The organism is Homoserinimonas flava (assembly GCF_054969005.1).
Genome location: NZ_JBUEQS010000001.1, coordinates 497,103 through 509,566, shown reverse-complemented (window position 1 = coordinate 509,566; position 12,464 = coordinate 497,103). Strand labels below are relative to the sequence as shown.

15 protein-coding genes are annotated in these 12,464 nt (G+C 67.0%); 7 read left to right on the top strand and 8 right to left on the bottom strand.

The genetic code is table 11. The annotated features are described in order from the left end of the window. Window positions 1-45: 45 nt before the first annotated feature. Both ACY48M_RS02390 and ACY48M_RS02385 read right to left on the bottom strand, forming a co-directional pair. The gene (locus tag ACY48M_RS02390; RefSeq protein ID WP_462818644.1) at window positions 46-246 is read right to left on the bottom strand and encodes a PspC domain-containing protein; all 201 of its coding nucleotides are present in this window, start codon (window positions 244-246) and stop codon (window positions 46-48) included. Window positions 247-317: 71 nt separating this feature from the next. Next, window positions 318-1,181 carry a DUF3097 domain-containing protein gene (locus ACY48M_RS02385; protein WP_462818643.1) on the bottom strand — a complete coding sequence of 288 codons (864 nt, stop codon included), beginning with the start codon at window positions 1,179-1,181 and terminating at the stop codon, window positions 318-320. Window positions 1,182-1,337: 156 nt separating this feature from the next. Between ACY48M_RS02385 and ACY48M_RS02380 the strand changes: the two genes are divergently transcribed. Then, window positions 1,338-1,793 carry an SRPBCC family protein gene (locus tag ACY48M_RS02380; protein ID WP_462818642.1) on the top strand — a complete coding sequence of 152 codons (456 nt, stop codon included), beginning with the start codon at window positions 1,338-1,340 and terminating at the stop codon, window positions 1,791-1,793. A 30-nt stretch (window positions 1,794-1,823) separates the two neighbouring features. Further along, window positions 1,824-2,285, top strand: coding sequence for a nucleoside/nucleotide kinase family protein (locus ACY48M_RS02375; RefSeq protein ID WP_462818641.1), 462 nt, complete (start codon window positions 1,824-1,826; stop codon window positions 2,283-2,285). Between the two features lie 21 nt (window positions 2,286-2,306). On the opposite strand, the gene ACY48M_RS02370 is transcribed toward ACY48M_RS02375, so the two are convergent. Together ACY48M_RS02370 and ACY48M_RS02365 are read right to left on the bottom strand one after the other, a co-directional pair. Beyond that, window positions 2,307-3,422 carry an Rv2578c family radical SAM protein gene (locus ACY48M_RS02370; protein WP_462818640.1) on the bottom strand — a complete coding sequence of 372 codons (1,116 nt, stop codon included), beginning with the start codon at window positions 3,420-3,422 and terminating at the stop codon, window positions 2,307-2,309. 532 nt (window positions 3,423-3,954) lie between these two features. Further along, window positions 3,955-4,581, bottom strand: a complete 627-nt coding sequence (locus tag ACY48M_RS02365; protein ID WP_462818639.1) for a hypothetical protein — start codon at window positions 4,579-4,581, stop codon at window positions 3,955-3,957. A 60-nt stretch (window positions 4,582-4,641) separates the two neighbouring features. Between ACY48M_RS02365 and ACY48M_RS02360 the strand changes: the two genes are divergently transcribed. After that, window positions 4,642-4,956, top strand: a complete 315-nt coding sequence (locus tag ACY48M_RS02360) for a GNAT family N-acetyltransferase (RefSeq protein ID WP_462818638.1) — start codon at window positions 4,642-4,644, stop codon at window positions 4,954-4,956. 2 nt (window positions 4,957-4,958) lie between these two features. Here ACY48M_RS02360 and ACY48M_RS02355 read toward each other — a convergent pair whose 3' ends face one another. Continuing rightward, window positions 4,959-6,545, bottom strand: a complete 1,587-nt coding sequence (locus tag ACY48M_RS02355) for a DUF7059 domain-containing protein (RefSeq protein ID WP_462818637.1) — start codon at window positions 6,543-6,545, stop codon at window positions 4,959-4,961. Continuing rightward, on the bottom strand, window positions 6,535-6,972 hold the full coding sequence (locus ACY48M_RS02350; protein ID WP_462818636.1) for an ankyrin repeat domain-containing protein: 438 nt from the start codon (window positions 6,970-6,972) through the stop codon (window positions 6,535-6,537). Before ACY48M_RS02350 ends, ACY48M_RS02355 begins: the two co-directional genes overlap by 11 nt. A gap of 88 nt (window positions 6,973-7,060) precedes the next feature. Between ACY48M_RS02350 and ACY48M_RS02345 the strand changes: the two genes are divergently transcribed. Next, the gene (locus tag ACY48M_RS02345) at window positions 7,061-7,636 is read left to right on the top strand and encodes a YdeI/OmpD-associated family protein (protein ID WP_462818635.1); all 576 of its coding nucleotides are present in this window, start codon (window positions 7,061-7,063) and stop codon (window positions 7,634-7,636) included. Between the two features lie 30 nt (window positions 7,637-7,666). Here ACY48M_RS02345 and ACY48M_RS02340 read toward each other — a convergent pair whose 3' ends face one another. Next, the gene (locus ACY48M_RS02340; protein WP_462818634.1) at window positions 7,667-8,431 is read right to left on the bottom strand and encodes a YidC/Oxa1 family membrane protein insertase; all 765 of its coding nucleotides are present in this window, start codon (window positions 8,429-8,431) and stop codon (window positions 7,667-7,669) included. Window positions 8,432-8,591: 160 nt separating this feature from the next. Beyond that, window positions 8,592-8,912, bottom strand: a complete 321-nt coding sequence (locus ACY48M_RS02335) for a hypothetical protein (protein ID WP_462818633.1) — start codon at window positions 8,910-8,912, stop codon at window positions 8,592-8,594. Window positions 8,913-9,109: 197 nt separating this feature from the next. Between ACY48M_RS02335 and ACY48M_RS02330 the strand changes: the two genes are divergently transcribed. The 3 genes from ACY48M_RS02330 to ACY48M_RS02320 all read left to right on the top strand — a co-directional run bounded on the left by ACY48M_RS02330 (window position 9,110) and on the right by ACY48M_RS02320 (window position 12,432). Further along, window positions 9,110-10,021 (top strand): hypothetical protein, encoded by a 912-nt coding sequence (locus ACY48M_RS02330; RefSeq protein WP_462818632.1) that lies wholly within the window; start codon window positions 9,110-9,112, stop codon window positions 10,019-10,021. A gap of 81 nt (window positions 10,022-10,102) precedes the next feature. Further along, window positions 10,103-11,206 (top strand): hypothetical protein, encoded by a 1,104-nt coding sequence (locus ACY48M_RS02325; protein WP_462818631.1) that lies wholly within the window; start codon window positions 10,103-10,105, stop codon window positions 11,204-11,206. A 176-nt stretch (window positions 11,207-11,382) separates the two neighbouring features. Next, window positions 11,383-12,432, top strand: coding sequence for a zinc-dependent alcohol dehydrogenase family protein (locus tag ACY48M_RS02320; protein WP_462818630.1), 1,050 nt, complete (start codon window positions 11,383-11,385; stop codon window positions 12,430-12,432). Window positions 12,433-12,464: the final 32 nt, after the last annotated feature.

Genomic DNA, 12,464 nt, shown 5'->3' with positions numbered 1-12,464 from the left:
CCGTGCGTGCCCACCCCGCGTTCGCGTCACGGTGCCTTCGGAATGTCACGGCGCCTTCGGAATGAAGACCCACAGCAGCACATAGATGAGCACCTGCGGGCCGGGCAAGATGATCGAGAACAAGAAGATGAGCCTGACAACCGTCGTCGACCAACCGAAACGATTGGCAATGGCGGCACAGACCCCCGCGATGACGCGCCCGGTGCGTGGGCGCTGAAGCGATGGCGAACCCTGAAGAGTGGACATGCTGCAAGCCTGACGCGCCGCAACGATGCCCGCCATCAGGGTCTCCACCCATTCGACCCTGAACCGGCGGGCTAGTCTGCCTCTGCCGTAACGAAATCGATGAGCTGCTCAACCCGTCCGAGCAGCACCGGTTCGAGATCGGCGTAGGTGCGCACGGTGCCAAGAATGCGCTGCCACGCCCTCGCAATGTCGGCCTGATCATCGTGCGGCCAGCCGAGCGCCTCACAGATGCCGTGCTTCCATTCGATGCCGCGCGGGATCACCGGCCACGCGCTCAGGCCCACACGGCCGGGCTTCACCGCCTGCCAGATGTCGACAAACGGATGCCCCACCACAAGCACATTCGCGCCGTGCGGGCCCCTCGCGACCGCATCCGCGATCCGCTGCTCCTTCGAGCCGGCCACAAGATGATCGACGAGGACCCCAACACGGCGCTCCGGGGTCGGTCGGAACGCACGAATAACCGCGTCGAGATCGTCGACACCCTCCAGGTATTCCACGACGACACCCTCGACACGCAAGTCGTGGCCCCACACCTTCTCGACAAGTTCCGCATCATGGCGGCCCTCCACGAAGATGCGACTCGCGCGCGCCACCCGCGCCGTGTGATCGGTGACGGCGAGCGAACCCGACGCGGAGCGCAGCATCCCCGTCTTCGCTTTCGCAGCCGGGGCGACGAGCGTCACAGGCGAACCTTCGAGCAGAAACCCAGGGCCCAGCGGGAACACCCGCACGGTGCCCTTGAAGTCCTCAAGCTGCACGTGCCGACCCTCAATGCCGACCACCGCACCGCAATACCCGGTGTCGGTCCACTCGATGACAAGGTCGCCCACCGCCTCGACCGTCGGTGGCGCCGCGGCAGGCCTGCGGCGTGAAAAATCTGCGAGCACATCAGCGCTGTACCGATCGGGGCCGAAAAGGTCGTCGCTGCTCACCAGTCGAGGCTAGCTGCGGCAGACGACACCGCTGCGACCCCACGCGGATGCTCCGTGATCGCTGTGAAAAGCGCCACGAGGGAGCGATGCGTGACTAACGTCCGACACCGGGAGACACTCCCCAACCACACGCCAACCAACCGTAAGGAGCAGGTCATGGCCCAGGTAATCGAAGCAATCGATGTTGATGTTCCCGTCAACACCGCATACAACCAGTGGACGCAGTTCGAGGCGTTCCCCCACTTCCTCAGCATGGTGCAGTCGGTCACGCAGATCAACGATGAGACAATGCACTGGGTCGTGAAGATCGCCGGACAGGAGCGCGAGTTTGACGCGAAGGTCACCGAGCAGCTCCCCGACGAGCGCGTCGCCTGGAAGAGCATCGGCGGCGACGACAAGCACGCCGGCGTCGTCACCTTCCACAAGCTCAGCGACACAAGCTCACGCGTCACCGTGCAGCTCGACTGGGAGCCCCAGGATGCTCTCGAGAAGGCCGGCGAGGTGCTCGGCTTTGATGACCGCGCCATCAAGACCGACCTCAAGAACTTCAAGGAGTTCATCGAGAAGCGTGGTGTTGAAACTGGCGCCTGGCGCGGCGAGGTCGAGAACTGATCTCACCCACCCCGGTAGGACCCCCCAGCAGTGAACCCTGATGACCTCGCCAGCGCGGCGCCGAAGAACGACCTGTTCTCGGCGCTCACTGGCGAGGTCATCGCTCTGTTCGGCAGCGGGCGGCCCATCATTGCGATTGACGGTCACGCCGACAGCAGCGAAACCCTGGTGTTCGCCGATGCCCTCGCCACCAGCATCCGTTCGACGGACCGCAGCGTTGCGCGTGCAAGCCTCGGTGGCGATGCGGACCTCACCGCCGTGCGGTCCCTCATCGTCGCGCCATTCCGCACCGCCGGAGACGACGTGCTCGTTGTCGATGGCAGCGGGATCCTCGCCGACGGCCTCCGAGACCTCTGGCACTACACAATCTGGCTCGAGAGCCCACGCGCCGCGGTGGGGCCTCGCGACACCACCCTGCGGCTGCAGGCGAACGCCATCGTCGACAACCTCGACCCGGAGCATCCGCGGCGCGTCTTCGCTGATTTCTGCTAGCTGATAGCTGCTGCGCGGCCGTCAGAACAGCGTGGGCTGCGCGATTGCGCGTGCCGCGAACTCGGGTGGCAACTCCTCCGCGATGAGGGATGCCCCAGCCGCTGCTGACCGGGCGACCGTTCGTGTCTGATTCCCATCGGCATCAAGGGCGCTCGACATGACGCCGCCCGTCGATGGGTCCTCGACACCGCGCTCGAGGCCGTGGCGTCGGATGAGCGGCTTCACCTTCGCGGCGAGCCACTGGCGGTACTCCTTCGGCGCGTAGGCGCCCTTCGCATAGAGGGAGCGATAGCGGCCAACGAGGTGCGGATGCTCCCGCTGCAGCCACGCGAAATACCACTCCTTCACGCCTGGACGCAGGTGCAGTGCCGTGTAAATCACCGAGGTGGCCCCCGCCGCACGGATGCGCGCCAACGCGTGATCGAGATGATCGCGCGAATCGGTGAGGAACGGCAGGATCGGCATGAGAAACACGGTGCAGTCGAACCCGGCCTCGCGTGCCGCCGTGACCGTCGCAAGCCGCGCCGTGGCGGTCGGGGTGCCGGGCTCGACCGACTGCTGCAGCTCGTCGTCGAAAATCGCGATCGACATCGCCAGGTCGACCGGAACATGCTCCCGCGCCTCGGCGAGCAACGGCAGGTCACGCCGCAGCAGGGTGCCCTTCGTGAGGATCGAGATGGGGGTCCCCGACGATGCGAGCGCCGCGATGATGCCCGGCATGAGCCGGTAGCGCCCCTCCGCCCGCTGATACGGGTCGGTGTTGGTGCCGAGCGCCACCGGATGCCGTCCCCACGAGGGCTTCGCCAGCTCGCGGGCGAGCACCTCCCCCACATTCACCTTCACGATGATCTGGGTGTCGAAGTCGCGCCCCGAGTCGAGATCCAGATAGGTGTGGGTGGGTCTGGCGAAGCAGTAGGTGCACTGGTGGAGGCATCCGCGCATCGGGTTGATAGTCCAGCCGAACGGCATCTGACTTTGACCGGGGACCCGATTGAGCGCCGACTTGGCGAGCACCTCATAGAACGTGATGCCGTCGAACTCGGGGGTGCGCACGGTGCGCACCAGGTTGTTCAGTCGGGCGAGGCCGGGCAGGGCGCCCTCCTGCTCGCCGTTGATCTCCTGCCCGCTCCACCGCATGCACTCATTAGAACATATGTTCGGCTTACGATTTAGGTGAGATGAGGGGTAAACCAAGCGTTTCGGCCCGCAGACCGTTACCCGAGAGCACCCGTTCGGCTACCGGCTTCTGTTCCGACGTTTCGTTGCGTCAGTCGCGGCGCGACCGCATCCTTCGAATCAGAACCACGAGCCATACCAAGGCTGCGACACCCGCGACAGTCAGAGGCAGTACCACCGCGTAGTAGCCGACAGTGGCAATATCGCCGCCCTGCTGTTCGACGATGCCGCTGAATACGAAGAGAAGGATGGATACCGCGAAGAGAACGCTCGTGGCTCCAGACATCTTTCGTGAAAGAGCGCGGAGACGCGCCCTCTCCTGGTCACTGTCTGAGTTCATCTTCTGATCTGCCCTACGCATTAGTGGCGGTTACTGAATCTTTATACGCCAGAAACTAGATACAGGCTCAGGCGAGCGAAACGGTGCGCCGACGGGGAGCGGCATCTCACCCAAATCCTAAGCCGGACATATGTTCGAGTTATCCGCGCTGATTCATTCCAGAGTGGGGATCGGCTCGCCGGGGCCGGGTGGAGCCAGCACGACGTCGATGGCCTCGTCCCTGGTGATGTTTGTCGGGAAGTTGTAGCGAGCGAAGCGGTCCTTCGGGTCATCCGGGTTCTTCGGCATCGCGATGCTGGAGCGGCGCAGCGCCTCTACCAGCACATCGCGCTCCTCGGACGTCAGCATCTCCCCCTGGCGGCCCCGAAGGTTGATGCTCGCGAGACTCCGCTTGCCTACCGCGAGCACTACGGTCACGTCGCGAAAGCGCTTGTGACTGATCGCCTGAAGACGAGCAGTGTCGATGTGCTCGAAATCGGCAACAGTCCGCCCGACGCGGATCTGACCCGCATCAAGGCTGATCTCAGCTGCCGGGAAGCGAAAGTAAAGGAACAACGCGGCGATCGCGAGGAAAGCGGCCGCGACAGCGACGACAGCCGGAATAGACAGCCACAGAGGTACGTCGAATATATTCGCAGCGTGGAAGCAGATGAGCGCAACCTGACTACTCAAGAACACCGTCCACATCGGATTCGCTTGCCGTAGTCGGGCGGGCGCTCCGATTCGCACCCAGCCGGAGGCAAGCTCGACGGTTTCAGGTGCAGATCGGGGGTCTGACATGAGTGCACCTTAGCCCCGCGCACGGTGTGAATGTCAGGGGGTGTGGCGCAGGATGGTGTCATGAGCGAAGAGACCAGCGTGGCCACCGTCACCCCCAACGAAGCGATCCACCACTACGAGCTGAAGCTCGATGACGCGATCATCGGCTTCATCAACTATCGCGACGACGGCGACCGCCGCGTCATCCTCCACACGAAGATCGACGACGATCAGACGGGGCACGGCTACGGTACCCAGCTCATCGTCGGGGCCCTCGACGACATCCGCGCGCAGGGCAAACGCGCCGTCACGCTGTGCCCCATGGCGGCGGCCTATGTGGTGAAGCACCGCGACTACGACGACATCGTTGACCCGCCGCACGTGTTGGAGGGCTGAGTTTAGAAGCTGAGCTTAGAAGGCTGGGCCCACTCCGGCAGCAGCATCCCGGTAATGACGAGCTCGCGGATGCTCGGCAACAGTTCATCGAACAGCGCGGTCGCATCCACTTCGGTGAGCTGCGCGACCGCCCCGACGATGGCGCCGAGCGCAAGGTCGCCGTCGCACGCGCCCACGACGGCGGCGAGGCCGGTGTCGAGCGGCATGGTCCGAGCGAAGCCGCCACCCTGTCGCAGGGTCATGACGGTGGGGTGCTCGTCACCAGGCCAGTAGTGACGCTCTTCGGTGACGTCGCCCGCGAGCGTGAGCCGGGCATCCGCGAGCCCCTCGCCGTGCTCGGCAAGCCAGTCGTGCGCGGCGAAGGATGCAGCGATGTGCGAGCCGAGCGATTCGGTGCCGAGTTGGCCGGTCAGTCGCTCGAGGCGTCGGAGCGATGCCGTGCCAGACGCGGGCCGACGAAGTGTGATGTAGCCGAAGCCGATGCGCGTGACACCCCGCTGGGCGAAATCGTCGAGCCACGCCGTGTAGAGCGCGTCGAACTCCGGCGTGCCGGGCCGGGTGCCGCCATCACGGATCCACGTTTCGGCGTACTCCTCCACCGACTGCACCTCGCGCTCGATGACCCACGCGTCGAGACCAGTGCCGTCGGCCCAGGCACCGGCCCGTTCGAGTCCGTCGCCGTCGGCGCGGTATTCCCAGTTGCCGAGAAGCTGCGCGATACCACCGGGCGTGAGGTGCTCGGCGACCCCACGCACGACGCTCGCCACGAGCGCATCGCCCACGAGGCCTCCATCGCGATATTCGTAGCTCGGCACGCCGGCCGCCCGCGGCGTGATGACGAAGGGAGGGTTCGACACGATGAGGTCGAAACGCTCCCCCGCGACGGGGGCAAACAGGTTGCCGTGGCGAAGCTCGATCGATTCGATGCCCGCGAGGTCGGCGTTGAGGCGCGCGAGTTCGAGGGCTCGCGCCGAAATGTCGGTGGCGACGATGCGCCGCGCATGCCGGGCCGCGTGGAGCGCCTGGATGCCACATCCGGTGCCGAGGTCGAGCACTGAGTCGACATCGTTCCGCACGGTGAGGCCCGCGAGTGTGCGCGATGCCCCGCCGACACCGAGGACATGGGATTCGGGGATGGCGCGGCCGAGCGCGAGCTCGCCGAGGTCACTCGCGAGCACGAAGCCGCCGGCGCCGTGCGCGTCGATGAACCCGTACGGCCGGAGGTCGAGCTGCGGCACCACGACATCGCCCGTCACCGTGACGAGGCCCAGCGACTCGGCGCCCGCGCTGCCGAGGGTCGGGAGGGCGGCATCGAGGGCGGCGCGGGAATCATTGATGCCCAGCACGAAGAGCCGCGCGAGCGTCGCCGCAGGCTCGGCACGACCATCAATGGCGCGCAGGGCCGGCACGCGTTGGCCACGGAACAGCGCGGCATCCACCTCAGCACCCCACAGCGAGGTGAGCGTGTCGACCGTGTAGTTCGCGGCATCGAGGTCGGCACGGAGGGCTTCGACGTGGGCGAGGCGATCAGCCGCAGCCGGCACGGGCTCAGTGGGCAGGGACTGGGTGGGCACGGGCTCAGTGGGCACGGCGCTGCTCAAGCAGGCGCTGCATGCCGGTGATGCCGAATTGCGTCGCAATCTCGAGCGCCGTGTGCGAGCCGAGATCGGGATCGGCGCCCGCGTCGAGGAGCATGCCGACGAGCTCTTCATTGTTGCGGAACACGGCACACGCCATCGCCGTCTGCCCCATGTCGTTGACGCGGTCGACGTCGGCGCCGCGCGCGAGCAGGGCGGCGACAATCTGCGGATGCTGGTGGTACGCCGCGAGAATGAGGAGCGAATCGCCCTTCGCATTCGTGAGGTTCGCCGGAATGCCTGCGTCGACAGCCGCCGCAAGCTCGTCTGCCTGGCCCGTGCGCGCCATCGTGAAGATGGTCTCGACGAGGGCGAGTTCTTCGTCGGTGAGGGTGGGGGTGGCGTCTCCCGCTGGGCTTGGGGTGGGGCTGTCGTTCACGGTGCTCCTTCGTCGTCGACACAACGCTACCCGGGTCGGGTGTCGAAGTCGGTGGTCGGATGCCGGTGGTCGCGAGTAGCGTGGGCGCGTGGTCGCACACGAAGACAAGCCCATCCTCTATCCCCACTCCGAGGCCGAGTGGGAGTCGTGGCTTGAGGAGCACGGCAGCGATCACCCGGGGGTGCGGCTGCAACTCATCAAGAAGGCGTCGACACAGCCCGGCATCCGCTACGCGCAGGCGCTCGACATCGCCCTTTGCTTCGGCTGGATCGACGGCCAGATCAAGTCGGTCGACGCCGATTTCGTGCACCAGTCGTTCACGCCGCGCCGTCCACGCAGCGTGTGGTCGCAGCGCAATCGCGACTACATCGAGCGCCTGACGGTTGAGGGCCGGATGCGACCGGCAGGCATCGCCGTCGTCGAAGCCGCGAAAGCCGACGGCCGGTGGGAGGCCGCGTACCGGGTTGCGGGGGCACCCGTGCCCGAAGAACTGCAGGCGGCGCTCGACGCCTCGCCCGCAGCATCCGCCGCCTTCGCCGCGCTCAAGTCGCAGGATCGCTGGGGGGTCATCTTTCGCACGAACGACGCGAAGCGGCCAGAGACCCGCACGCGGCGAATCGCGAAGTTCATCGACCTGCTCGAGCGGGGCGAACGCCCGATCTGAGCACCGGCGCTCAGCACCGATCACTGAGTGTCACGCCGACGCGGCTCGGGGCGGTGCGAGAACGCTGCGCAGAATGGTGCGCTCAAGCAGTGTCCATGTCGTCGTAATCGCGAGATAGAGCGCAGCAGCGAGCGGGACGACCGCGGCGACGATGACGGTGGCGAACGCGAGCCAGCTCAGCGGACCGTCGGGGGCGAGCGACGCCGGGACCGCCACCACCACCGGAGCCGCGGCCGCGAAACGGATGGCGACAACCCTCGAGATGCCTGCGACGACGGCGATGACGCCGAGGAGCATCATGTGAGGCAGCCAGGCTTCCCCCGCGATCGCGCCCGACGATACGAGGTCGAAGAATGAAGCGCCGAGCGGCGCCCCGAACAGTTCCTCACTCAGCAGCGCGTTCGCATGCCCATTGATTGACGCGAACGCGAACAGCCCGTACACGGTCGACAGTACTGGGGCCTGCAGCACGAGCGGAAGGCATCCGGCGAACGGTGACGCCTTCTCCTCCGCATAGAGCGCCATGGTCTTGCGCTGCAGCAGCTCGGGGCTCTTGCCGTAGCGGCGTCGAAGCTCCGCCAGCTTGGGGGCGAGACGTCGCCTGGTGAACTCGGCCTTCACCTGCGATGCGCCGACAGGAATGAGAAGGGTGCGCACGATGACGGTGATGAGCACGACGGCGACGGCCGCAGCGGCGGCACCGACCAGCGGGTCGAGCAGCTCAGTGAGGCTGACAACGACCGAATAGGCAGCGTCGAGCACTGCGGCAATGGGGGCGAATGTGGTGATGTCCATGTGAGGTCCTTAGGGTCGAGCGAACGAGGGCGCAGCAGCGTCGGATGGCGCAGGCGCAGGGTCGTACGGTCGCGAATCAGGAGCCGTCAGGCCGGCGAGGCGAGCGCCGACAGTGATGTCGGCGAGCGACGCTGACGGCGGTCGTGCTCTGGCGTGCGGGCTACGCGACCGAGCGGGCTCGCGAGGGAGCACGCGTGCGAGGGCGGCCCTCCGTGCTCGGATGCTGCGGCGCAGGGATCGCGTCGAGCGCCTGTCGGTGCGCTCTGGCCCGACGCCCCACCCCTGGCGTTCCGTCGGACGAGGCAGCTGAGGAAACCTGGGCTGCGATGACGGCAATGATGAGGGCGGCCGTGATGAGGGCGGCCGTGAGGGAGACGAACAGCGCAGAATCCGCCCCAGCGACGGCATGGAGGCCGGCGACGACAAGGGCGGCGGAGACGAAGGCGAGGCAGGCATTGAGGCGGGCGCGTGCGTGCTGCATTTCCCGACCTTCGATCGCTCATCCCCGCGTCACTCTGGACCCTCCACACGGTACCTCAACCGTCGCCGCGCGTGACTCGATTGCGCAAGATGTGAAAATCCTGAGAATCGATATACCGAAGGTAGAACGTTCTGTCTTCGATGCCGTATCGTCCGAGAGACAGGAGCCAGCAACCGGCAGCAATCGGGGGTGAGCACATGGACGTCGAAGTTCAACGCCACGCGCTCTCCCGAGGCCGAATGCTCGCTTTCGCTCTCGGCGCCACAACTCTTGGCGCGGCGCTCGCGCTCCTCGGAGGGCCCGGCGCCCACGCTTCGGATGACAATCCTGGCCTCCTCGGGAGTGTCACTGATGTCGTCGTCCATGACCTCGTCGCAGAGGCGGAGGCGCCGCTCCTCGACGTGGTCGAAGCGGCCGTGAGCGGCACCCTCACGTCTGCGAGCGGCACCGTCGCAGCCGCCGTCGATACCGTCGCCCCAGTCGCCACCCCAATCACCGACCCTGTCGTGACGGGCGTCACCGGAACAGTCTCAAGCACGGTGAGCGCGGTCGCCGAGGCTCGGCCTGTCACCGGCATCACCGGCACCATCGTCGACACCTCCACGAGCGTCGTCGACTCCCTCCCCATCGTCGGTGACGTCGTCGACGGGCTGCCGGGGCTCCCCGTCGGTGACGTCGATCCCATCCCCGACGGCGCGCTGACCCCCGCCCCGGCGCCAGGATTCCCAGATCCCATCGACTTGTCGCCGGATGCCGCGTTCCTCGACATCGGCGGCGCCGCAGCGTTCGCAACGGGGTCTGCCGCGTTCGGTGCCCAGCTCTACGCTCGCGCCGACCTTGCAGCATCCGGCCCCGGCAACGGCCCCGGCCCCGGCCCCGGCCCCGGCGACGCAGCTCCCGGCGAGGAGCCTGCGCCGAGGCATCCGTCGACCCCTGCGACCGCGCCGTCGAGCGGTGCCGGGAGCGGTTCGAGCTCGACGTTCGCGCAGCATCCGGCAGACACCAGCGCGTTCGCCGTCGCCGCGCCGCGCATCGGTGCGATGAGCCCTGCCTCCGATGAGGCGATCCCAGCATCCCCGACCTTCGGTTTCGACTCCAGCCCTGACTGAGTAATCCTCCCCTGCCCGAAGGCAGGCACGGACCCCGCCCGCGTTTGCCGGGCACCACCATCTCAGTCAAGGAGTAGAACCATGAATAAATTCATTTCACGAGGGCTCTGGGGAGTCCTCTGCGTCGGAGGACTCTCGGTCCTCGGCGCCACCGCCGCCAGCGCGGCAGAAACATCGGGTGATGACGGCATCGCCGCCGGAACCCAGGCCATCATCGGCATCGAACTGCCCATCACCCTCGGCGGCAACGCCATCTCGGTGGTCGGCGATTCGACACAGACTGCGCCAGCACAGCCTTCGGCAGCACAGCCTGCGACAGAGCCAAGCGTCGCGGTCACACCGCCCGCGAGCACGTCGGGCGTCGATTCGCTCGTTGGTGGCACGCAGGCGATCATCGAGGTCGTCGTGCCCATCACGGTCGAAGGCAATGCCGTCAGCGTGATCGGCGACAGTTCGAGCACGTCAGCGCCGGCACCCGCACCCGCGGATGCCGCGCCAGTTCCGGATGCTGCGGCACCTGCACCGGCAGGCGCACCGACTACGAGCGGCGCTGACAGCGTCGCAGGTGGCACTCAAGCCGTTGTCGATGCTGAGCTCCCCATCACGGTTGGCGGCAACGCCATCAGCGTGCTCGGTGACAGCGCAGTGACCGGCGCCGCCCCCGGAACCGGCACTGTCACACCTGGTGGGACCAGCACCGGCGGCACCAGCACTGACGGGACCAGCACTGACGGCGCCACTACCGATGGTGGCGACAGCATTCTCGGCGGCACACAGATTGTTCCGATTGTGAGCCTGCCGATCGATCTGAGCGGCAATGCGGTCAGCGTTGTGGGTGACACAACGGTGGACCCGGGAACCACCGGCACTGACCCTGGAACCAGCCCCACCGCCCCGGGAACGGATCCCGGGACAGACCCTGGTTCCGATCCCGGCACCGAGCCAGGTGACACGGTCAGCCCGGAAGTGCCCGGACTGCCTGTCGATCCAGGTGCGGTGACGCCGGCGCTGGGGAGCGGTGGCGGTGCTGGGATGGTCACACTTGCTGCGGCAGAGCTGACCCCGGTTGCGGTGCTCGCCGCGACCGGCACCGCCCCGATGGCGGCCGGAGCGTTCGGGATGCTCCTGCTGCTCGCCGGGGCGGCCATGGCGGCGCTGAAGCGGATGAGGACGCGCGCCGCCTGACGGGGGCGGGTGCGTGTCACCCGCAGCCGGGTCGGCACGCACCCTGTTGCACAGTCGGGGCCGCGGCATCCACCATCACGATCGGATGCCGCGGCTCCGTCATGCCCTTCGCGCCCCCAGCGAACGGGCAGCGTTGGCACGCGGGGCGTGCAGGCGACTTCCGTAGAGTGGGTGGCATGCGTGCAACGGTGATCCATGGCGAGCGGGATGTTCGCCTCGAAGAAGTCCCAGACCCCACGATCCTCACCCCGCGTGACGCGGTGGTCCGCGTGGTCGCGGCCTGCGTGTGCGGCTCGGACCTGTGGTCGTATCGCGGTGTGGAGAAGGTGCGGGAGCCGCATCCGATCGGGCACGAGTTCATTGGTGTTGTCGAAGAGGTGGGGTCGGATGTTTCCACTCTCGCTGTCGGCGACTTCGTGATTGCGCCGTTCTACCACTGCGACAACACGTGCATCAACTGCCGCAACGGTGTCTCCACGTCGTGCCTGCACGGCGGCTGGTGGGGTGCCAACGACCGCGACGGCCACCCGGTCAGCGGAGCTCAGGGTGAGCGCGTGCGCGTGCCGAACGCCGACGGAACACTCGTGGCGACGCCGGGGACTCCGGCGGATGACCTCATCCCGAGTGTGCTGACGCTCGCCGATGTGATGGGGACCGGGCACCACGCCGCGCTCTCTGCCGGGGTCGGGCCGGGCAAGACGGTCGCTGTCGTTGGTGATGGCGCGGTCGGGCTGTGCGGTGTGCTCGCCGCTCGTCGACTCGGGGCCACCCGCATTGTGGCGATGTCGCGTCATGCCGACCGCCAGGCAATTGCGCGCGAATTCGGTGCCACCGATGTGGTTGAAGAGCGCGGCGATGACGGTGTTGCTCGCATCAAAGAGCTCTTCGATGGTATCGGCCCGGACTGTGTGCTCGAGTGTGTGGGCACGAAGGAGTCCATGGATCAGGCGATCCGCTCGGTGAGGCCAGGCGGCATGGTGGGCTATGTCGGTGTGCCGGCCGGTGGGCCTGAGCTGCCGGTCCGTCAACTGTTCTCCTCGAATGTCGGCGTGCGGGGTGGCGTCGCGCCCGTGCGCAGCTACATCGAGGAGCTGCTGCCCGAAGTGCTGTCGGGCGCGATCAACCCTGGTCGAGTGTTCGACCTTGAGTTGCCGCTCGCGGAGGTCGCCGAAGCCTATGCCGCCATGGATGAGCGCCGCGCCACCAAGGTGCTGCTGCGCCCCTGATCGCCTGAGCGCCTGAGCCCCTGATCGCCTAA

What these genes read in the sequence shown, in the direction of transcription:
- ACY48M_RS02325 (WP_462818631.1), top strand. Translation starts at nt 10,103, where the DNA reads ATGAATAAATTCATTTCACGAGGGCTCTGGGGAGTCCTCTGCGTCGGA.
- ACY48M_RS02330 (WP_462818632.1), top strand. Translation starts at nt 9,110, where the DNA reads ATGGACGTCGAAGTTCAACGCCACGCGCTCTCCCGAGGCCGAATGCTC.
- ACY48M_RS02340 (WP_462818634.1), bottom strand. Translation starts at nt 8,431, where the DNA reads ATGGACATCACCACATTCGCCCCCATTGCCGCAGTGCTCGACGCTGCC.
- ACY48M_RS02360 (WP_462818638.1), top strand. Translation starts at nt 4,642, where the DNA reads ATGAGCGAAGAGACCAGCGTGGCCACCGTCACCCCCAACGAAGCGATC.
- ACY48M_RS02335 (WP_462818633.1), bottom strand. Translation starts at nt 8,912, where the DNA reads ATGCAGCACGCACGCGCCCGCCTCAATGCCTGCCTCGCCTTCGTCTCC.
- ACY48M_RS02370 (WP_462818640.1), bottom strand. Translation starts at nt 3,422, where the DNA reads ATGCGGTGGAGCGGGCAGGAGATCAACGGCGAGCAGGAGGGCGCCCTG.
- ACY48M_RS02380 (WP_462818642.1), top strand. Translation starts at nt 1,338, where the DNA reads ATGGCCCAGGTAATCGAAGCAATCGATGTTGATGTTCCCGTCAACACC.
- ACY48M_RS02390 (WP_462818644.1), bottom strand. Translation starts at nt 246, where the DNA reads ATGTCCACTCTTCAGGGTTCGCCATCGCTTCAGCGCCCACGCACCGGG.
- ACY48M_RS02365 (WP_462818639.1), bottom strand. Translation starts at nt 4,581, where the DNA reads ATGTCAGACCCCCGATCTGCACCTGAAACCGTCGAGCTTGCCTCCGGC.
- ACY48M_RS02320 (WP_462818630.1), top strand. Translation starts at nt 11,383, where the DNA reads ATGCGTGCAACGGTGATCCATGGCGAGCGGGATGTTCGCCTCGAAGAA.